23 protein-coding genes are annotated in these 18,851 nt (G+C 52.2%); 1 reads left to right on the top strand and 22 read right to left on the bottom strand.

Annotation, left to right across the window (positions count from 1 at the left end; all coding sequences use genetic code 11):
• Positions 1 to 107 precede the first annotated feature (107 nt).
• The 16 genes from H7F31_RS03835 to H7F31_RS03760 all read right to left on the bottom strand — a co-directional run bounded on the left by H7F31_RS03835 (position 108) and on the right by H7F31_RS03760 (position 13,700).
• A complete protein-coding gene (locus H7F31_RS03835; protein WP_087571187.1) occupies positions 108 to 338 on the bottom strand; it encodes an anti-sigma-F factor Fin in 231 nt (76 codons plus the stop codon).
• Positions 339 to 424: 86 nt separating this feature from the next.
• Positions 425 to 985, bottom strand: coding sequence for an aminoacyl-tRNA hydrolase (gene pth, locus H7F31_RS03830; protein WP_087571186.1), 561 nt, complete (start codon positions 983 to 985; stop codon positions 425 to 427).
• A 217-nt stretch (positions 986 to 1,202) separates the two neighbouring features.
• Positions 1,203 to 1,856, bottom strand: coding sequence for a 50S ribosomal protein L25/general stress protein Ctc (locus H7F31_RS03825; RefSeq protein ID WP_187103095.1), 654 nt, complete (start codon positions 1,854 to 1,856; stop codon positions 1,203 to 1,205).
• Between the two features lie 111 nt (positions 1,857 to 1,967).
• Positions 1,968 to 3,365: a bifunctional UDP-N-acetylglucosamine diphosphorylase/glucosamine-1-phosphate N-acetyltransferase GlmU gene (gene glmU, locus H7F31_RS03820; protein ID WP_187103094.1), complete on the bottom strand. Its 1,398-nt coding sequence runs from the start codon at positions 3,363 to 3,365 to the stop codon at positions 1,968 to 1,970.
• Positions 3,366 to 3,551: 186 nt separating this feature from the next.
• On the bottom strand, positions 3,552 to 3,833 hold the full coding sequence (gene spoVG, locus H7F31_RS03815) for a septation regulator SpoVG (RefSeq protein WP_087571183.1): 282 nt from the start codon (positions 3,831 to 3,833) through the stop codon (positions 3,552 to 3,554).
• Between the two features lie 129 nt (positions 3,834 to 3,962).
• Complete coding sequence (locus H7F31_RS03810) at positions 3,963 to 4,361, bottom strand: RidA family protein (protein ID WP_397374646.1); 399 nt, start codon at positions 4,359 to 4,361, stop codon at positions 3,963 to 3,965.
• A 59-nt stretch (positions 4,362 to 4,420) separates the two neighbouring features.
• A complete protein-coding gene (purR, locus tag H7F31_RS03805; RefSeq protein ID WP_087571182.1) occupies positions 4,421 to 5,248 on the bottom strand; it encodes a pur operon repressor in 828 nt (275 codons plus the stop codon).
• 82 nt (positions 5,249 to 5,330) lie between these two features.
• Complete coding sequence (gene ispE / locus H7F31_RS03800; protein ID WP_187103093.1) at positions 5,331 to 6,185, bottom strand: 4-(cytidine 5'-diphospho)-2-C-methyl-D-erythritol kinase; 855 nt, start codon at positions 6,183 to 6,185, stop codon at positions 5,331 to 5,333.
• Between the two features lie 379 nt (positions 6,186 to 6,564).
• Positions 6,565 to 6,753 (bottom strand): small, acid-soluble spore protein, alpha/beta type, encoded by a 189-nt coding sequence (locus H7F31_RS03795; protein ID WP_087571180.1) that lies wholly within the window; start codon positions 6,751 to 6,753, stop codon positions 6,565 to 6,567.
• A 173-nt stretch (positions 6,754 to 6,926) separates the two neighbouring features.
• Positions 6,927 to 7,202 (bottom strand): biofilm formation stimulator Veg, encoded by a 276-nt coding sequence (veg, locus tag H7F31_RS03790; RefSeq protein WP_087571179.1) that lies wholly within the window; start codon positions 7,200 to 7,202, stop codon positions 6,927 to 6,929.
• Positions 7,203 to 7,431: 229 nt separating this feature from the next.
• Complete coding sequence (gene yabG / locus H7F31_RS03785; protein ID WP_087571178.1) at positions 7,432 to 8,328, bottom strand: sporulation peptidase YabG; 897 nt, start codon at positions 8,326 to 8,328, stop codon at positions 7,432 to 7,434.
• Positions 8,329 to 8,398: 70 nt separating this feature from the next.
• A complete protein-coding gene (rsmA, locus tag H7F31_RS03780) occupies positions 8,399 to 9,319 on the bottom strand; it encodes a 16S rRNA (adenine(1518)-N(6)/adenine(1519)-N(6))-dimethyltransferase RsmA (RefSeq protein WP_187103092.1) in 921 nt (306 codons plus the stop codon).
• 2 nt (positions 9,320 to 9,321) lie between these two features.
• Positions 9,322 to 9,876, bottom strand: coding sequence for a ribonuclease M5 (rnmV, locus tag H7F31_RS03775; protein WP_087571191.1), 555 nt, complete (start codon positions 9,874 to 9,876; stop codon positions 9,322 to 9,324).
• A 145-nt stretch (positions 9,877 to 10,021) separates the two neighbouring features.
• Positions 10,022 to 11,170, bottom strand: coding sequence for a resuscitation-promoting factor (locus tag H7F31_RS03770; protein WP_179215860.1), 1,149 nt, complete (start codon positions 11,168 to 11,170; stop codon positions 10,022 to 10,024).
• Positions 11,171 to 11,607: 437 nt separating this feature from the next.
• Positions 11,608 to 12,387 (bottom strand): TatD family hydrolase, encoded by a 780-nt coding sequence (locus H7F31_RS03765; protein ID WP_187103091.1) that lies wholly within the window; start codon positions 12,385 to 12,387, stop codon positions 11,608 to 11,610.
• 14 nt (positions 12,388 to 12,401) lie between these two features.
• Positions 12,402 to 13,700 carry an HD domain-containing protein gene (locus H7F31_RS03760; protein ID WP_187103090.1) on the bottom strand — a complete coding sequence of 433 codons (1,299 nt, stop codon included), beginning with the start codon at positions 13,698 to 13,700 and terminating at the stop codon, positions 12,402 to 12,404.
• A 268-nt stretch (positions 13,701 to 13,968) separates the two neighbouring features.
• On the opposite strand from H7F31_RS03760, the gene H7F31_RS03755 reads away from it, so the two are divergent.
• Positions 13,969 to 14,223: an AbrB/MazE/SpoVT family DNA-binding domain-containing protein gene (locus tag H7F31_RS03755; protein ID WP_012772023.1), complete on the top strand. Its 255-nt coding sequence runs from the start codon at positions 13,969 to 13,971 to the stop codon at positions 14,221 to 14,223.
• Between the two features lie 118 nt (positions 14,224 to 14,341).
• Here the strand turns inward: H7F31_RS03755 and rsmI are convergent, their stop codons facing one another.
• From rsmI to H7F31_RS03725, 6 genes are all read right to left on the bottom strand, one after another.
• Positions 14,342 to 15,241: a 16S rRNA (cytidine(1402)-2'-O)-methyltransferase gene (rsmI, locus tag H7F31_RS03750; RefSeq protein ID WP_187103089.1), complete on the bottom strand. Its 900-nt coding sequence runs from the start codon at positions 15,239 to 15,241 to the stop codon at positions 14,342 to 14,344.
• Complete coding sequence (locus H7F31_RS03745; RefSeq protein ID WP_187103088.1) at positions 15,238 to 16,008, bottom strand: tRNA1(Val) (adenine(37)-N6)-methyltransferase; 771 nt, start codon at positions 16,006 to 16,008, stop codon at positions 15,238 to 15,240. Before H7F31_RS03745 ends, rsmI begins: the two co-directional genes overlap by 4 nt.
• A gap of 94 nt (positions 16,009 to 16,102) precedes the next feature.
• The gene (locus H7F31_RS03740) at positions 16,103 to 16,510 is read right to left on the bottom strand and encodes an initiation-control protein YabA (protein WP_187103087.1); all 408 of its coding nucleotides are present in this window, start codon (positions 16,508 to 16,510) and stop codon (positions 16,103 to 16,105) included.
• A gap of 62 nt (positions 16,511 to 16,572) precedes the next feature.
• Entirely contained in the window at positions 16,573 to 17,376 is an 804-nt protein-coding gene (locus H7F31_RS03735; protein WP_087571172.1) for a PSP1 domain-containing protein, read from the bottom strand.
• A gap of 3 nt (positions 17,377 to 17,379) precedes the next feature.
• Entirely contained in the window at positions 17,380 to 18,366 is a 987-nt protein-coding gene (holB, locus tag H7F31_RS03730) for a DNA polymerase III subunit delta' (protein ID WP_187103086.1), read from the bottom strand.
• A gap of 34 nt (positions 18,367 to 18,400) precedes the next feature.
• Positions 18,401 to 18,844 carry a YaaR family protein gene (locus H7F31_RS03725; RefSeq protein ID WP_087571170.1) on the bottom strand — a complete coding sequence of 148 codons (444 nt, stop codon included), beginning with the start codon at positions 18,842 to 18,844 and terminating at the stop codon, positions 18,401 to 18,403.
• Positions 18,845 to 18,851 lie beyond the last annotated feature (7 nt).

Here is an 18,851-nt window from a genome sequence, read left to right as displayed (position 1 = left end):
GCAGTTCCCCGCTACATCGTCCATCCTCGCCCACGCCAAAACAGCTACGACCGGACGCATGCCGTCATAGCTTGTTCTGCGGAACCTATCAATTCGTATATCCCCTCTTATTGGAGAGGGTTGCCGATCAGCATTAGATCGGGGTTAGAGCTCAATGCTTCGTTGCAATAATCGCAGACAACCTTCACCGTTACGTTGCCGCTTGAGTCATACGCTATTATATCGCTGCGCTCCTCGGGGGTCAAGGAATGGAAGCCGAGCTCCCGCTCTGTAACCGTGTTTCCTTCGATGGACCCTATGGACGTCTTGCAATGTCTGCATATATAGTTTACAGCCATATGTATGCCTCCTGAGGATAGGTTATACCCTCAGTATACCCAGATAACCGCCAACTTAACGTACTTACCTGATTGAATTCAAAGATCTAGCGATTAAACTTCGCCATCGTCTCCTCAAACGTTGCCTTTAGCGCAAATTCCGCCGCATCCGCCGCATTTCCGATCATATCCGCCAGTTTGTCGCGCTCCGCCTTCGGGAAGGGAGACAGCACATAGTCGGAGATAACCATGCCCGGCTGCGGTCTGGAGATGCCCATGCGAATCCGGTCGAATGTCTGCGTGCCGAGATGCTGGATCAGCGACTTGATGCCGTTATGCCCGCCCGCGCTGCCTTGATAACGCAGCCTGAGTTTGCCGATCTCGGTATCCAGATCGTCATAGACGACGATGCCGTCCGCAAGATCCGCCTTGAAGTAATCCAGGAACGACCGAACGGACTCGCCGGACAGGTTCATATAGGTCATCGGTTTGATCAGCACCACCTTCGTGCCTCCGACGTTGCCTTCGCCGATCAGCGCCTTGCATTTGGTTCCCGTCACCGAGATGCCCCAGCGCTTCGCCAACTCGTCGATGACCATGAATCCAACGTTATGCCTAGTATCCCTGTATTGCGTACCCGGATTGCCAAGTCCCACGATCCACTTCATGCCTTCTACTCTCTCCCTCTCCATGCCTGCCCAGGTTGGGGCAAGCCACTATCTCATTGAACTTAATGTAGCATAACTCGGCGCAAAAAACGAACCCTCAAATCATAAATCACCCTAGCGGGCGTTAGGCAGCGCCAAAAAATCGTGCGGGTCCCGCATTCCTATCGATAAAGAAAAGCCCGCCGATCGCCCGGCAGGCCTCCCAAATTTATTGCGGTTACGTGCTTGTCGAAATCTCCTCATGCTGCGCATGATCCGAGCGGGACTCCGCTTCTTTCGCTTCCACGTCCTGCGCTTCCGCTTCCGTCTCATCCAGTTCCTTCTGCGGCGCCAGCACCGTCAGTACGACAAGCTCCGGATCGGAGCTGACCTCTACGCCTTGCGGCAGCATCAGATCCTTCACCTGCAGACTTTCTCCAATGCCAAGCGAGGAGATGTCGACCGAGATATGCTCCGGAATCGCCCCCGGCAAACATTGCACCTCCAGCTCATGCAGCACGATGGACAAAATGCCGCCCTCTCGCACGCCAGTGGAGTCGCCAGTCGCTTCAATCCGCACGTTCGCGCGTACCTCTTCGTTCATATTGATCTGATGGAAGTCGACGTGCGTGATTACGCCGTTTAACGAATCCCTTTGTACGTCGGCGACCATCACGGAATGTTTGCCCTGACCCGGAACCTCCATCTCCAACACCGCGTTCGGTTGAGAGCGAAGCAGCGCCTTCAGCTCCTTCTCCCGAATGCTCACCGATGCCGACTCGCTCAGCTGCTTTCCGTATACGACGCCTGGCACCATGCCGCCTAAGCGCAACTTTCGAAGATCGCCTTTTGTTTTGACGGATCTCGCATCCGCCTGCATTGCGATAGCCATATGGAATCCTCCTTAGATAATTGGATGTCCATATCACTTTACCCACTCGCGGGATAAATTAAACAAATTAGCTCCCGCGGCGGCATCGCCAGACCGAATCGCAGAACCGTTTTACTTCGAATTGCGTTCCTTCTTCGCCTTCGCTCTCGCACGGATCTTGTCCGCGTATCCCGGCTTATTGACCTGACGCTCCCGAGCGATGGCCAGATCGCCCGCGGGCACATCCTGCGTGACAGTCGAACCGGCCACGACGTACGCGCCATCGCCGACCTTAACCGGCGCGATCAGGTTGACGTTGCTGCCGATAAAAGCATGATCGCCGATCTCCGTCACGGCCTTGTTGAACCCGTCATAGTTGACCGTGATCGCTCCGCAGCCGATATTAACGTCCTTGCCGACCACCGCGTCGCCCACATAACTGAGGTGGGACACTTTGCTGCCATCGTCCAACACCGCGTTTTTAAGCTCCACGAAATCGCCGATCTTGCAGCCACGGCCGAGCTTCGAGCCCGGACGGAGGTTCGCGTAAGGTCCCACCGCGCTCTCCGGGCCTACGACGGACTCCGCGATGACCGAGAATTTGATAGCAGCGCCATCCCCAACCTCGCTAGCCGTAATCTCCGCGTTCGGCCCGATGACGCAGTCCTCTCCGATGACCGTTCCCGCACGAAGCACGCTGCCCGGATACAGCACGGTATCGGCGCCGATGACTACGCCCGCTTCAATGTAAGTGTTCTGCGGATCGATAATCGTCACGCCGTTTAGCAAATGCTCCCGGTTGATCCGCTCGCGCATGAACCGCTCCGCCTCGGCGAGCGCCACGCGGTCGTTTACGCCGATCGCCTCCGCCAAGTCCGAGGTGCAGTAGCCCTGCACGACCTCGCCGGCCGACTTTAGCAGGCCAACGACGTCGGTCAAATAATATTCGCCTTGCGCGTTCTCGTTATTGACGTTCGCAAGCGCTTCGAACAGCTTCCGGTTATCGAAGCAATACGTGCCCGTGTTAATTTCCAGCACGGCCGCTTCCTCCGCCGAGCAGTCCTTTTGCTCCACGATGCGCCTAACCGTTCCGTCCTCTCCCCTGATCACTCGGCCATATCCGGCAGGATCCGCAAACGATGCCGTTAGCACGGTCGCGGCCGCGCCGCTCTCTTCATGCAGCTTCAGCATCGCTTCTACCGTCGAAGCGCGCACGAGCGGCGTATCGCCGCATACGACGATCGTCGTACCGTCGATATCTCCGATCAACTCCTTCGCCTGCAGCACTGCATGTCCTGTGCCGAGCTGCTCCCCTTGCAGCGCATATTCCGCCGCGTCGCCAAGATAAGCCTTTACCTTCTCCGCGCCGTGGCCGACGATAACGACAACCTTCTCGCAGTTCGCGGCTTTGACCGTATCCAACACATGCCCTACCATAGGCTTGCCGCATACCGGGTGCAGCACCTTATATAATTTCGATTTCATCCGCTTGCCTTGACCGGCCGCGAGCACAATCGCCATTCTTGTCATTCGCAATAACCTCCCTGGTTCCTCCAACTAGCAATCCTTCAGATGAATATAGCTTATATATTGGCAAAAGAAAAGAGAGCCGCGGCTCTCTCTTCTGACTAAGCGGATTTATTACCACTAAACGCGGTCGCTCATCTTCGAGAGGCCGAGGGTAGAGGTTTTATCATACTTGCAAAAGCTTGCGTGTTAAGCACCTTCCTCGATCGCAACCTCATCGGCAGCACGCTCATATTCCGCCAGAACAGCGGCTTGGATCTTCTCACGAGTCGTAGAAGAGATTGGATGAGCGATATCGCGGAATTCGCCATCCGGAGTACGTTTGCTTGGCATAGCTACGAACATACCATTGTTGCCGTCGATGACACGGATATCGTGAACAACGAATTCATTGTCAATGGTGATCGATGCGATTGCCTTCATACGTCCTTCCGAATTGACGCGGCGGAGTCTGACATCAGTAATTTGCACTTGTGTTCACCACCTTTGCCTCTCAAGACTTGGTGTATACTTCCACGAAAAAATGCAAAATCCTTCTATTAAATTGGTAAATTGATGCTCTATTTAAAATATTTTTTTTGTTTTGATAATTTTTCGTTTTCATTCGACAAGAGTCGATGCAATGACCTCAATTTCGACAAGAACGTCCTTCGGAAGCCTTGCTACTTCTACGGCGGAGCGAGCCGGCTTGTGGTCTCCGAAGTAGGAGGCATAGATGCCGTTGACCGTTGCGAAATCATTCATGTCCTTCAAGAAAACAGTTGCCTTGACGACGCTGGCTAAGGACGCGCCGCCCGCCTCCAAGACTGCTTGCAAATTCCGGAATACTTGATGAGCTTGCTCTTCGATGCCGCCCGCGACAAGAGCGCCCGTCGCGTCGAGCGGAATCTGGCCCGAAGTGAAGAGCAGACCTCCCAGCTTGATCGCTTGCGAATAGGGGCCGATCGCTGCCGGCGCCGCCTCCGTTGAGACGATTTCCATTTCCTTGCGTGTTGTCATCATGTTCCCTGCCTCTCAATGAATGATGGATATAGATGATGGTGAACGCAGGCTTGCGCTTACGCCTTAAAGTAATTGCCCGGAATGACGGTGGATTGCTTCGACTTCATATCCACGGCCGTCAGCTTCGCCAGCGACACGTAATCCTCCAGCAGGCGCTCCTCCAGCTCCACTTCTCCCGATTCCACGAATACGCCTACGCCGGCCACGGTTGCCTTGAATTCGAAGAGCAAATCCATCATCCCTTGGATCGTGCCTCCGGCTTTCATAAAGTCGTCGATGATCAGTACGCGGGACTGTTCCTTAAGCGCTCTGCGTGCCAGCGACATCGTCTGGATGCGCTTAGTCGAACCCGACACGTAGTTGATGCTTACCGCGGAACCTTCTGTCACCTTATTGTCTCTGCGCACAATAACGACGGGGATATTAAGACATGCCGCCGTCGCGTAAGCGAGCGGAATCCCTTTTGTCTCCACCGTCATAATAACGTCGATTTTGCGATCTGCGAATGCGGTTGCAAACATCCGTCCGACATCAGCCAGCAGTTCCGGCTGTCCTAACATATCCGTCATATACAAATAACCGCCTGGCAGCACGCGATCGGGCTGCTCCAGTTCTCTGCATGTTTCCTTCATGATGTCCAGCGCCACAGATTCTCTCATCTTAGGCATGTATTTAACCCCGCCTGCCGCTCCCGCCAGTGTCTGCAGGTCGCCGATGCCTTCTTCCTCGAAAACTTCCTTGATGATAGCAAGATCTTCGCTGATGGAAGACTTGGCGGACTGATAACGTTCTGCGAATGCTGTGAGCGATATTAACGTGTGGGGACGAGATAATAGATACTGCGTCATTTCAACGAGCCGCGAGCTTCTCTTTAACTTCTTCAATGCCATCTCCCCCCACTAAATCCGAATATTATATTACCAATATAACATTTTTATACGGATTTAATCAACAATAACGCCATCTTTATGTAAGCATTCTTACCACGTATACTTCCTTGCAATATCCCCGCAGTCCATTATAGATGCGCGGGAGCTTCGCTTGCTTCGATACGAGGCCGAATACGGTAGGTCCGCTGCCCGACATCAATACGCCGTCCGCGCCAAGTCTGAGCATGCTCTCCTTCAGCTGACGCACCTCGGGATACAGCTCCAGCGTCACGTTCTCCAGCACGTTGCCCAGCCCTTCGCACATATCGTGGAAGGAGCCTCGCGCAAGCGCCCTTCTCATGAAATCGATGGAAGGATGGTCCGTCAGTTCGTTCGCTCTCAATCTGCCGTACACATCGGCCGTCGACACATTGATCGGCGGCTTGGCGAGAACGACCCAGCATTGCGGCGGCGGCGAGATGTGCTCCAGCTTCTCTCCGCGCCCTCTCGCAATCGCCGTTCCTCCCGTCACGCAGAAAGGCACGTCCGAGCCCAGCTCGGCTCCAAGGTCGCAGAGCTCATCCTCCGATATGCCAAGCCCCCATAGCCGGTTAAGACCACGCAGTGCTGCAGCAGCGTCGCTGCTTCCTCCGGCGAGACCGGCCGCAACGGGAATCTTCTTGTCGAGATGGATGTATACGCCCTTACGGACATCATACCGCTCCTTAATGAGGCGAGCCGCCTGAAACGCCAGATTCTTCTCGTCGAGCGGAATATAGCCCACCTGGCTGGAAATGATGATCGTGTCGCGCGGCAGCTCCTCCATCTCGAGACGATCCGCCAAATCGACCATCGTCATGATCATTTCTACTTCGTGGTATCCGTCGCCGCGTTTGCGCAGCACATCGAGCAGCAAATTGATTTTGGCAGGAGCTTTCTCATAAATTTTCATCGGTTCGTTCACCCGTTCATTTAAAGTACGTGTTCAAAAAGTTCGGTTATCAGTACCGAGAAGATTGGATGAAGCTAGGACCTGAGGAGCGGAGCGTAGTGGAAGCTACGTGAGCACCGGAAGGTTCGGCTGAATTCAATATTCGACGTCGAGTAAACGTCCAGGATTACTTCGTAATGAGAAGCGGACTTTTTGAACAACCTCTTAAACTGTAAGCTTCATTATAACAAACGGGCACAATAAAAGCTAAACCATGCCAGACCGCTCGAGCAGGCCCTGCACAGCTTAGCTTCCCTTTTTGCAAACTCTTGCCGCTCTGTTGCCGCTTCCGAAAGCCGGATCGTACTTCTGCATAGCCGCGTCACAATATCGTCGATCGTTACGGCTGTCCCGATCGTGCCGCCGTTTGCTCCGCGATCTGAATGGCCCGTTTCACCATATTGCCGGCATCCTTTGATTTGATTCCGCCCCAACCTTCTTGCTGAACGGTGCCGTAGAAGCCCAGATCCTTTGCGAGTTCTACTTTCAGCTGTTCCGACATCACGCCGCCTCTGCGCCTGCGTCCCATATCATCCCTCCTTGTCATCTTCTGCCTTGTCAGGCTTGGTTGCCATCCATTCGTAGTATGCATCCGCACGCTAGGGATCATGCGGGTCTTCTTATGGTCCCAAAAAAAGACACAGACCTAAGGAGGTCTGCGTCAGGTTGCCCCGTAAGGGCCTATATGAAGCTTATGTCCATCTAGTGTTGAAGATAAGCGATTCGGACTTGGCCTTCATCATTGCACACGGTCACTTCAACAGATTCGGTAAGTATATCCGCGTAGCTGTAGGAGACGCGCTTGAAAGCGTGTTGCTCTTCATCCAGCTTTACAATGAAGACAGAAGGGTAGATTTCTTCCAACGTACCGGTCCGTTCGATTGTCTTTCGGCGACCGCCGTTTGCTCTAAGACGGATCTTGGCTCCCACATGGGCTTCCAAGCTGCGTTTGATATCCAATAGCGCGTTTTTTGCCATTGTCCACTACCACCTCTTTCCTTGTCCATTATAACCAAGGAAAGACCAATTGTCAAACGAAACAAAATATTATATCAGCCAGATATTTATTTTGTCAACGGTGATTTCACCCAAAAATAAAAAATCGGCCTTATTTTTTGATAGTTTGTGTTCCAATGACAAAAAATATACAAAAGGCGACATAATAGTCGTTGTTCATTAACGACCGCAAGACTCATTCGTTCGTCTGTTAAGCGTTCATCGTTACATTGGCCATAGTCGATGCGGCAGCCTTTGGCTTCGGCAAGCCGACCCGGTGTCGCCCGAGCGTCTCGATGCCGCCAACGCCGTCTATCCCGCTAATGGTACCGTGTATGACATCCGGAAGATTAATCGTCTCTCGGATCGATGTAAAGCTGGCTTTGATCGCGATGTACACGGGATCCAGCGCATGGATCAGAATACGGCCCGGCGAGCTGGCGAAGTTCGCTCCTGCGTGCAGTAGCGCCTCGAAGTGGGATTGGCAGGCGCCTGCCACCACCACGAGATTATCCCTGTTCTTCTCGTATTCGCGCGCAACCCGGACGGCGTTAACGAAGTTCTGCGAATTTTTGTAATTGGTCAGACTGTACAATTCATTCGGAGCGCGGTGCTTGAGCACGCCGTCATGGCCCGTTATAACGACAATGTCGGGCCTTACCTGCGGAAGCAGCCGGTAGAGCATATCGCTCATCTGGGCCTCGTGAAGATGCAGACCATAAGCCGGCACCTGCATCGTGCTGTAGAGCTGCATGCTCTTCTTTAAATAATTGCCGTCTCCGTCCAGATGCAGCACCTTGCCGGGCATCTCGAAGTAAGCCGCATCCGGCGTCTGCAATCCCTGACGTATGGCATCCACGGTCTCTGCGGTCTGCTTCTCCCGATCCGTGTGCATCTTGCGTAACGATTCATTTACTTTAATACGCGCCTGTTGCGCCGCTCTCGTTGATTCCGGATCGCGTACGACCGACAGATCAGGAATTGGAGCGTCCGCGAGCAGACGATAATCCGTGCCCTTTAACAGGGCTGTCTCCGAACGAACCGCTTCGATACGGAACAAAACGTCGCTTCCATATGATTTGCGGACGACCAGGTCCCCTTGCTTCATAGGTCAATCACCTCTTCGTCTATCCTATGGGCAGATGGAGCGAATGGTGAGCGATTCTGCAACTTGCCGATTACAACGACAGCTTCGCCTCCAGGAGAGCCCGGCTAAGCCGCGCAAATTCCTCCAGCGAGAGCGTCTCTCCCCGGCGGCCAGGATCGATGCCAATGCCGCCCAGAAGGCCGCCAAGCGCCTCCCGGTTCTCCTTGCCTACGAAAGCCGTGAGATTGTTGGCCAGCGTCTTGCGGCGCTGCGCAAAGCTTGCTTGTACGACGCGGAAGAAAAAGGCTTCGTCCGGCACGTCTACCGCAGGCTTCTCTCTCACTGTCAGCTTGATGACGGCGGAGTCTACGTTAGGCTGCGGGATAAAGACGGTATGCGGAACGGTGCATACCAGCTCCGGCACGCAATAATACTGTACGGCTACGCTTAGACTTCCGTATTCCTTGCCTCCGGGCTTCGCGGCCATCCGCTGCGCGACTTCCTTCTGAATCATGACCACGATGTTCTCCAGCGGCAGACGCTCCTCAAGCAGCTTCATGAGGATCGGCGTCGTCACGTAATAAGGCAGGTTTGCCACGACGCTGACGCCGGAGAGGCCTTCGAATTGACTGCGAAACAGCTCCTGCAAGTCAATCTTGAGAACGTCGCCGTGAATGACAGTCACATGCCCCTGCTCGGCGAACAGATCGTCTAATATCGGAATAAGCCGCTGATCGATCTCGATAGCCGTCACGCGGCCAGCCGTCTCCGCCAGGCGCCCTGTCAACGCGCCAATGCCCGGACCGATCTCCAGCGCCCCTTTGGACTCGTCCAATCCGGCCGCCTCGACGATGTTGTTCAGCACGTTGCGATCGATCAAGAAGTTCTGTCCGAGGCTCTTTTTGAAGGAGAAACCGTATTTCGCGATAATTTCTTTGGTTCGTTTAGGCGTGCCCACATCCGCTGCCGATCTTGCGCCTTGCCCGCTTCTGTTCCCTTGTTCCGTCTCCATATTTAAGACCCCTCCGCTTTCTGTTCCATCTCCCGGAGCGCGTCCACGAATTCGCTCTTCGTAATCTGGAAGCTTGTACACCGCTTAAAGAATTGTTTGCCGTTCGCGTATCCGATCCCGAGCAGCTTGCCCATAATCAGCCTTCTGCGTGCCGCATCGGAATGGACGATCAGCCCTGCTTCCATAAGGTCCTCCCAAGTGATCTCGCCCCCCTCGCCGCTAAGCGCCTCCGTGCGCAGCTCCGATAGTGCCTGCCGGATGGCGTCCGGGCTCGCGTTCTCGATGCCGATATCGCCTTTATAGGATGCCTTCTCTTGAGGCAAGAATGCGTGCTTGCAGCCTGGCGCATGACGGGCGACAATCTTTCGGATTCGCTCGCCGGCATGGTCAGGATCGGTAAATATAATGACGCCTCTGCGTTCGTTAGCAAGCGCAATCCGACGAAGCACGTCTTCGCCGATGGCGGAACCGTTCGTCTCGATCGTGTCGGCTTCAACAGCCCGTTTGATAGCAGCCGTGTCGTCCTTGCCCTCCACTACAATGATTTCCTTAATCAATCTGACCATCCCCGCTTTCTGCCGTCTTTCCCTTGCCTTCTTCTTTATTTTCGCGAGAAAAAAGAAGAAAGAAGAGGCATCGCCTCTTCTTATGATGGCATATTTAGTTCAACATTACGATAGCTTCCTACGAAGCTTAGGCAGGTTAGCTTGCCGATGGTTTGTTCGGACCCAGCACATAAACTGTGTAGCCCGTCTTCTTGCCGAACTTGTTCGCATAGCTGGTGCTATCGAAGTACACATCGATTTTGTTGCCTTTTACGGCGCTGCCCTTGTCTTCGGCGCGGCGGAAGCCGATGCCTTCGATGTATACCCACCATCCCATCGGGATGACGGTTGGATCGACTGCGATCGTCCGGCCTTCCTGTACCTTCGTACCGGATGCCGTAAGGCCGTATTGCGGATGGTCCTCGTCTTTGCCAGTCGATTCGACGCCTGCGGTATACGCGGTAAGCGTCACGTTCTTCAACACTTTCTTCGCGCTGAAGGTAAGGTCGTCTTTCGTTACCGTAGTCACGCTCGGGCTCTTGTTCGACAGAACCGTGACTTTAGGTTCCGGCTTCTTCGTGCCTATGGCGACGATTTGGTCAACGGCAGCCGTCTGCACAACTTCGCTTACGACCTGGCTTGCGACAAGCACGCCATCTTCGTATTGCTCCTTGGATTGCTCGATCAATACGCCGCTCTTGCCGGTTTGGATGACCTTCTCCTTACCCTTCTCCAGCGTCGGATCTTCTTTCTTCACGATAGAGAACGGAACATCCTTTTCGAGTGCCGACACCTTCGTGTCTACCCGAACGATTGTTACAAGCTCATCCTCTGCCACTTCCGCGGACAGAGGCGGATTTATTTTATCATCACTGCGGACGGTTATATCCAATTTCTCGATCGCCGCTCCAACCGTCTTCTCTGTCGTGTACACCGTAGATGTCTTGCCATCTGCTTTTACAATTACGGGAATCGCATGATCGACCTCGAACCGGTCGCCGTCCTTAATCGGTGAATTAAGCGGGACTGACACTTTGTCGTGCGGTCCTATTGTAATAGCTTGTTCATCCAGTAGGCGTTGCAGGACCCATTGTTTCGTTTCGACAACGGTTTCTTGTCCATTCACTACTACGGAGACGCTTTTGACAGCCGTTCCGTACAACAACACCAAAAACATGAAAGTCATAGCGATTGAGATTACTGCACTTAACATAATCAAACGCAAGTTTCCATGCTTCCATCGCATTGCGAAAGTCATGCTGGATGATCGCTTCCCATGGGTGTCCTTCTTCTTACTCAGGCCCACTTCCTCGGTCCTCCTTCATAGCCCCGCCGCCAAGTGTTACGCATGTTACAACTGACGCGACTATAGTATATTGGCGTGCAAGCACGCACTCCAGTCTTGCAGACTCTCACCTCCCTGATTAACCCTATGACGACTACTAACCGAATATTCGGGACATACTAGAGGTTGTCGTCAAAGTGAAGCACATGTGGTAGGCGCCTAAGCGTTCACGTCCGGGAATGTGGAGAGGCTATTTTGAGGGTGCAAAAATGTCTGCTTGGCTGGAAATCCAATACAAAATGTAAAGCTCTGATACGAATCATACCTTCATCGGAGCCCAGTTGTAAAGAAGCGATAAAATGCGATTTTCACGAAAAAAGCAGGAAAACTCCGAATAAATAGTTGAATTCAGCTGCAAAAATCAGTTTTTTTGCATGAAAGGTCTCGTTTTCTCGCTTTTAGACTGACTTTCCTTCGATGCCAAAACAATTTTTACCGTTTTTCATCGTGATTTGAGCCAATTCCTCCACCGAGATGCCCTTAATTTCGGCTGCGGCGGCAGCCACCAAAGCCACATATGCAGACTCATTTCTCTTCCCTCTATTTGGATGCGGAGTAAGATATGGGGAGTCCGTTTCGATCAATAATCGATCCATCGGAACCCTCTCGAGCACCTCTTTTGGAACCCTTGCATTTTTGTACGTAACCGGTCCTCCGAACGAAATATAGAAATTCATATCAAGACATTGTTTTGCAATATCCCAGCTCCCGGAAAAACAATGCATGACACCCCCGATTTCCTTCGCGTCTTCCTCCTTCAGAATACGAATAACATCCTCATGGGCATCCCGATTATGAATGACGATCGGTTTCTTTACCTTTTTGGCCAGCCTGATCTGTTCCCGAAATACGCGATGCTGTACGTCTTTCGGTGATGTGTCCCAGTGGTAATCCAGACCGATCTCGCCGATCGCGACTACCTTGTTATGGCTGGAAAGACGCTCGATCCACTCCAGATCCTCCGGCTTCATATCGATGCTGTCCACAGGATGCCATCCTACCGCCGCGTAGATAAACGGATATCGCTCCGCCAGTTCGATTGTTAATGGTATACTTCTCCTGTCACATCCTATGTTTACCATAAGACTGACTCCGGCAGCGCGAGCCCTGTCGATTACCCCCTCCCGATCTTCGTCAAATTGTCTAGCGTCCAGATGCGTATGCGTGTCGAATAACATGATGTCCATCTCCTTTAATCCAGTTGGAATAACTTCCTCATTCGGTCGGATAGCTGCGCCTTATTGGCCCGCAACGGCTCCTCCGGGTAATACAAATGATACTTTCCTTGATGCAAGCCTGTGATGGAACGAACAATGTCGGATTTCAAGGAAATCTCGCTTATTTCATCATGCTCGTCCAGCAACAAAATTGGCGCTTTTTCCCGTTTTTCCCCCTCCTGCCGATCCGGTCGGTATACATCATAAGGAAGATCGAAGGGGAAGTCGATCTCCATATGATAATCCGGATTCAGACCGATGGATTCCAGGGTAGCGGCAACCTCGCCAAGCAATAATTCATCCGGTTGATCGATGGTTACATATTTATAGAGCTGCCTGTTTAAAAATCGATGGCACAGGTCGCTGAGCAGCGGATCGGCTTCCTGCTCCCACTCGGAGAAGGCCGTCTGAGCGAGCGCCTCGTCAAGCCTCAAATAATCCTTCAGCTCGAGCGTATTGTCCAAAAGCTGCTTAATGGAACGTGTCATCCAGCCAAACCGGTAGCCTTCCTCGTTTAATTGCTGCGCTCTTCGAAAAATTTGTCTCAATATAATCTCCGAGCTGCGCGTAACGGGATGGAAGTATATTTGCCAATACATCTGGTAGCGCGACATAAGATAATGCTCTACGGCATGCATGCCGCTATCCTTCACTACAATTTTCCCTTTATAAGGACGCAATACCCGCAATATGCGTTCCAGGTCGAACGTGCCGTAGTTAACGCCCGTGAAGTAGGCGTCGCGCAGCAGATAATCCATTCGATCCGCATCCATCTGGCTGGAGATGAGACTGACGACGATCGGCTTCGGATACTTCTTCTTAATGACGGCCGCTACCTGCGAAGGAAACTCCTCGGAAACGGAGCGAAGCACGCCATTAATTTCAGTTTCTCCCATTAATATGGCGCATGTCCACTCCTCGTGATCCGTATCGAAGATCTCCTCCAGCGAATGGGAGAACGGACCGTGCCCTACGTCATGGAGAAGCGCCGCGCACAAGGAGACAAGCCTTTCTTCCTTCGGCCAGTCGGGGTAGCCGTAGCGCTCGAATTGCGAAATAATGCGGCGCGTAATTTCGTAGACGCCAAGGGAATGGGAGAACCGGCTATGCTCCGCGCCGTGAAAGGTTAAGTAGGTTGTCCCAAGCTGCCGGATCCGACGCAGTCGCTGGAACTCTTTTGTATTAATCAGGCTCCATATCGTCTCATCCTGGACGTACACATAATGATGGACGGGATCCTTAAATACCTTTTCCTCCTTAAGTTGACCGTTCATTTCCTCATCTCCTTCTGTTCATAAATTCGACACAGTTTTATCGACTTTTGTCGAATAATGTCGTAATTAAGTTTCCAATTTGTCGAAGCTGTTGTATTCTATTACATAGAATATTACCTGCTATAGTGGGTAATATCCTTATAACAGCACGCTATCTGCTGATTTTTACAGGTTGACTGTTATGGGAAGAGTTGGTATTATAGTAACATGAATTTATAAAATATTGTCGAACATTGACGAATATATTATCTGAGGGGAATGATGAATGATGATGAAATCTACTGGTATCGTTCGTAAGGTCGATGAGCTTGGGCGCGTTGTTATTCCAATCGAATTACGCCGCACGCTTGGCATTGGCGAGAAGGACGCTCTCGAGATTTATGTAGATGGCGAACGCATCATGCTTAAGAAATACGAGCCTGCATGTATCTTCTGCGGCAACGCCGAAAACGTGTCGTACTTCAAAGGAAAAATAGTTTGCCATATTTGTTTATCAGAAATGCCTTCTCCTGTGACAAAATAAAAAAAATCGGTTATAATCATTATATCCACATGTTAATTCTAACCTTTTTATACTCCTTGATGCCTTCCTGCGCTAGAACCCGGCCAGGAAGGTCCTTTTTTTTGTCCGGATAATTCGGTCAGCGGTTCACTTCATTATATACGTCCCGCTTCGGCAGACCGCGATCCGTTGCTGCTTGCTTAATGGCATCCTTCCTGCTCATCTCAGCTTCATAGTGGGCTACATGCTCCTCCAGGCCAAGCTTCGACCACCAAGCTTCTGGATTCGCAAGACCGTTGCCCGCTTCCCCATCGCTTGCGCCTTCTACCACGATACAGAATTCACCGAGCGGCTGATGCTCCTCGAACCATGCGATACATTCCGAGACCGTACCTCTGATGGCTTCTTCATGCCGCTTCGTCAGTTCGCGAATAACGGCAATCCGGCGATCGCCGATACTCTCCAGCATTTCGCCAAGCGTCTTCTTGATACGGTGCGGCGATTCATAAAAGAGCAGCGTGGACCTGAGGGCAGACAGCTCGGTCAAACGTTTCTGAAGCGACTTCCTCTCCCTTGGCGGAAATCCGGCAAATGTAAATGTATCAGTCGGCAGTCCGGACATAATGAGCGCGGACAAAGCGGCATTTGCCCCCGGAATAGGAATAACGGCGATATCCTGTTCTACGGCATCGCGGACAAGGTCGGCTCCTGGATCAGAGATTGCAGGCAGACCGGCATCGCTGACAATCGCAATGGATTGACCTTCCAGCAACAACCGTATCAGCTCCGGACCACTTGCTTCCTTATTATGCTCATGATAGCTCACCAGCCGCGTATGAATTTCGAAATGAGACAGTAGCTTCCTCGTCTGCCGGGTATCTTCCGCTGCGATGAGGTCTACTTCCTTGAGGGTGCGGATTGCCCGCATGGTCATATCCTCCAGGTTGCCGATCGGCGTCCCCACCAAGAAAAGACTGCCCGGTGCAGACTTGCCTGAGGCAACCGTTTGCGGAGCTTCGTAGCTTTTTTGCCTGTTCATACGATCTGTACCCCCTCGTCGTTATACACCATTATAGGCGGAAGCAGTCTGATGTCAGGTTTCCCGTCTCGCGTTGCTTCTATTAATATCATATTGGCTTCGGACCTTGTATTGGGATGTACGAATTGGATCCGCTTGGGCTCCAGCCTATAACGCCGCATCGTCTCCACGATATCCAGCATCCTCGAAGGACGATGCACCATAAACAACTTGCCCCCGGGGCGCAGCAGCCTGCAGCATGCGCTGGCTATATCCTCGATCGTACAATGGATCTCATGTCTCGCGATCGCATAATGCTCGTTCACGTTTTGATCTCCAGCCGTGACAGGCATGTAAGGGGGATTGACCGTAATAGCGTCGTAAATGCCGTTGCCAGCCGTCTTCGCATATTCCCTGAGATCCTCTCGTATAACGGTAATTTGCTCCTGCAGCCCATTTAACTCCACACTCCTCCTGGCCATGTCGGCAAGTCGCGGTTGAATCTCGATGGCATCCATCCTTGCCTCCGTTCCGGCCGACATCAGGATGGGAATAACTCCGTTGCCGGAGCATAGATCCGCAACTCTGCCCCGCTTCGGAAGGCTGGCGAATCTGGATAACAAGACAGCATCCAGCGAGAAGCTAAAGACTTCACGGCTCTGTATAATCCTAAGCCCTGTATCCGTTAGCAGGTCATCCATTCGCTCCCCGGGCAATAAGCCGATCTTCTGATCTTCCCGCTGCGCAGACTGACTAATGGATGAATCATTTGGCTTTAATTGCGTCATCTTCGTGTTCTCCTTATATAGAAAACTTATGTTTCCCTATAATTTAAAAAATGACCGTCCCCTCAGGTAAGGACGGCCCGTCGATACATACTGCTTATTTATTTAGGAACGACAGGCAGAACAGGCAATCGCCTTCGGTACGGAGATGACCGTAGTAGACGTTGCAGATATGAAACCCTTCGTGATAAAGCCTTGTCAGGTTGTCATATCCTTCTCCAATCGCGGCACCGTTGTCGTCGTGTTCCATATTGCCAATTGTTATCTCGGCAGAAGTTCCGTTATGCTGTTCCATCGCCTGAGTCGAAGCTGCCGGAACGGTTTCCCGATCGGGGGCGGTCTCCCGCTTCAGCACAAGCCTTAACTGATGATTTTCCATGCTCAGCCGATTGTTCTCTTCAAGCAATTGTTTGATAATCTGCTTGAGCGCACTGAATTGGGCATGGAACTCCCCTATCTGGCTATCCAATTGATCCATTTGTTTAAATATATCTTTTTTCTCCAAGTCCCCACCCCAGAGCATCAAGCGCGAGTATCTCTCGCCTGTCAGATTGTTAACGCCGCCGTCTACTTCACGACAACATCATCAAGCGGCAGTTCCTTCGGCTTGCCCGGTACATCAAACAGTGATACATATACGCTCTTCGTGGATGCGTTGATGCCCGTAACCTTGCCTTCTCCGTAAGACGTCACGACGATCTTGCCGATGGCCGGCAATTCCTCGCGTACGCTCTCGTAATTGTCATGCTCATACTTCAAGCAACACATAAGTCTCCCGCATAATCCGGATATCTTGGTCGGATTAAGCGACAGATTTTGATCCTTGGCCATCTTGATCGAGACCGGTTCGAAATCGCCAAGCCACGAAGAGCAGCAGAGCACCCGCCCGCATGGTCCGATACCGCCTAACATCTTCGCCTCGTCCCTTACGCCGATCTGACGCAGCTCGATCCGGGTACGGAATACGCTGGCGAGATCCTTTACCAGCTCGCGGAAGTCGACGCGTCCTTCGGCGGTAAAGTAGAAAATGATTTTATTGCGGTCGAACGTAAATTCGACATCAACCAGCTTCATGCGAAGCTGATGGCTCTTAATCTTGTCAAGACAGGTCGTGAACGCACCCTTAGCGGCGTTGCGATTCTCTTCGACGATCTGAGCGTCAGAATCGCTTGCTATGCGAATAACCTTCTTGAGAGGGAGAACAACATCCGATTCACCGACTTGCTTCTGTCCCACCACCACTTTACCGTATTCGATTCCCCGCGCGGTCTCAACAATAACGTGTTGTTCTTTGTCTACGGGATGTTCGACCGGATCAAAGTAATAGATCTTGCCCGCTTTCTTAAAGCGGACACCGACGACATTATACAAGGATTAGCCCTCCTGTAAGTGTACCAATAATTGCTCAAATGCGAGCTGAGGCGATACGTTCGCCCGAATGCGCTTGCCCGCCTCCAATATATGCTCCATGCAGGATACCCATCCTGCAAAGGAACGGTCGTACGCGTGACTGCTTATCCAATCCAACTGATCTATGAAAACAATCTTGTCCTGCCTTCCGGCCTGGAACTGTGTAAAGTCTTTAAACCATAGTGTAAGCAAAGATAGCAGCATATCCATACCGGCGCTCAAATCCGTCTTGAATAGCTGCTGCTGGGCAGTGATCATCGCCGCGGTGAATCGGGACAAGCTCTCCTTGCCTAATTGTATCACTAGGTTTCTGATTTCTGCAAACTCATTCTGCTGGAGAATTTGTCTAGCTCCGTCGAGTCCCGAGGACAGATGGACGGCTGCTCTTGCAAGAAGCGGAGAAGCCCCCTCCAAGACAAGCTTCTCCAGCATACTTTCCGGCGGGATCGGCAGGAAGGGCACCCACTGCGTTCTCGAACGGATCGTCGGCAATATGGCTTGTCCATTATCCGTAATGAGAATGGCGACAATCGGCGACAAAGGTTCCTCGAGAAATTTCAACAAACTATTGGCCGCCTGCAGCGTCATCGTCTCGGCTCGTTCGACCAAATATACGGTGCGTTCCGTCTCCGTTCCCCGATACGACAGATTTCGCTGCAGCTCTCTGATCTGGTCGATCTTGATGCTCTGTCCATCGGGAGCAATCGTCAGAAGCGCTGTTTGATTGCCATGTTCGAACTTTCTGCATGCCAGGCATTGCCCGCACGCATCCCAGCCATTCGACGTACAGAACAGCGCCTTCGCGAACGCTTGCGCGGTTGCCATTCTCCCTGTCCCCGAAGGGCCGTTGAACAAATAAGCATGGGAGACGCGGCCGCTTTGCAGCGCATGTCTCAAAATGCGCTGCGCCTTCCACTGGCCTTCGGCTTGCTCCAGTCGTTCAAGACTCATATCATTGTCCTTACCTTTCTAAAAGGAGGTTCGCCTAAAACAAAAGATTGATCAAAATCCCGCGGATCTCGCCAATCTTGTTAAGCAGCTCCAATCGTCCTTGCTCGCTGTCGAGCAATTCCTCCGCCATCGACACCAGCGTTTCATCGAGCTCGTCAAGCAGCTTATAGCGCTTTACGCGTCCGCGGCGATCGAAGCCGCGCACTTCTTTAAGTCCTACTCCGCGTTTAACCGTATCCTCCAGAAACTTCTTGACCATGGCCCGATAGAGCTTTAGCTCGCGAACCGTCATCAGCTTGGCCAAACGTTCCCCTTGGTTATGAATGTCCTGCAGCTTCTGCTGCAACTGTTCGTTCGTTCGTTGGGCGTTCTGCTGCACCAGGACATCGGAGAAACTAACCGGTTGAACGGGTCTTCCGCCCGTATCCCCGCTTGTTCGGTTCTGGCCCAAAGGTCGCCAGCTTTGATCGACTCTCATCTACGTC

It is taken from the genome of Paenibacillus sp. PAMC21692 (assembly GCF_014303795.1).
GTDB classification, from domain to species: domain Bacteria; phylum Bacillota; class Bacilli; order Paenibacillales; family Paenibacillaceae; genus Pristimantibacillus; species Pristimantibacillus agaridevorans.
Note: the sequence above shows the minus strand (reverse complement) of the source record. Positions and strands in the feature narration are given on the sequence as shown.

Coding starts and splice junctions, on each gene's coding strand:
- H7F31_RS03835 (WP_087571187.1), bottom strand. CDS start 338: ATGGCTGTAAACTATATATGCAGACATTGCAAGACGTCCATAGGGTCC.
- pth (WP_087571186.1), bottom strand. CDS start 985: ATGAAGTGGATCGTGGGACTTGGCAATCCGGGTACGCAATACAGGGAT.
- H7F31_RS03825 (WP_187103095.1), bottom strand. CDS start 1,856: ATGGCTATCGCAATGCAGGCGGATGCGAGATCCGTCAAAACAAAAGGC.
- glmU (WP_187103094.1), bottom strand. CDS start 3,365: ATGACAAGAATGGCGATTGTGCTCGCGGCCGGTCAAGGCAAGCGGATG.
- H7F31_RS03810 (WP_397374646.1), bottom strand. CDS start 4,361: ATGACAACACGCAAGGAAATGGAAATCGTCTCAACGGAGGCGGCGCCG.
- ispE (WP_187103093.1), bottom strand. CDS start 6,185: ATGAAAATTTATGAGAAAGCTCCTGCCAAAATCAATTTGCTGCTCGAT.
- H7F31_RS03795 (WP_087571180.1), bottom strand. CDS start 6,753: ATGGGACGCAGGCGCAGAGGCGGCGTGATGTCGGAACAGCTGAAAGTA.
- veg (WP_087571179.1), bottom strand. CDS start 7,202: ATGGCAAAAAACGCGCTATTGGATATCAAACGCAGCTTGGAAGCCCAT.
- yabG (WP_087571178.1), bottom strand. CDS start 8,328: ATGAAGCAAGGGGACCTGGTCGTCCGCAAATCATATGGAAGCGACGTT.
- rsmA (WP_187103092.1), bottom strand. CDS start 9,319: ATGGAGACGGAACAAGGGAACAGAAGCGGGCAAGGCGCAAGATCGGCA.
- H7F31_RS03765 (WP_187103091.1), bottom strand. CDS start 12,387: ATGTTATTCGACACGCATACGCATCTGGACGCTAGACAATTTGACGAA.
- H7F31_RS03760 (WP_187103090.1), bottom strand. CDS start 13,700: ATGAACGGTCAACTTAAGGAGGAAAAGGTATTTAAGGATCCCGTCCAT.
- H7F31_RS03755 (WP_012772023.1), top strand. CDS start 13,969: ATGATGAAATCTACTGGTATCGTTCGTAAGGTCGATGAGCTTGGGCGC.
- rsmI (WP_187103089.1), bottom strand. CDS start 15,241: ATGAACAGGCAAAAAAGCTACGAAGCTCCGCAAACGGTTGCCTCAGGC.
- H7F31_RS03745 (WP_187103088.1), bottom strand. CDS start 16,008: ATGACGCAATTAAAGCCAAATGATTCATCCATTAGTCAGTCTGCGCAG.
- holB (WP_187103086.1), bottom strand. CDS start 18,366: ATGAGTCTTGAACGACTGGAGCAAGCCGAAGGCCAGTGGAAGGCGCAG.
- H7F31_RS03725 (WP_087571170.1), bottom strand. CDS start 18,844: ATGAGAGTCGATCAAAGCTGGCGACCTTTGGGCCAGAACCGAACAAGC.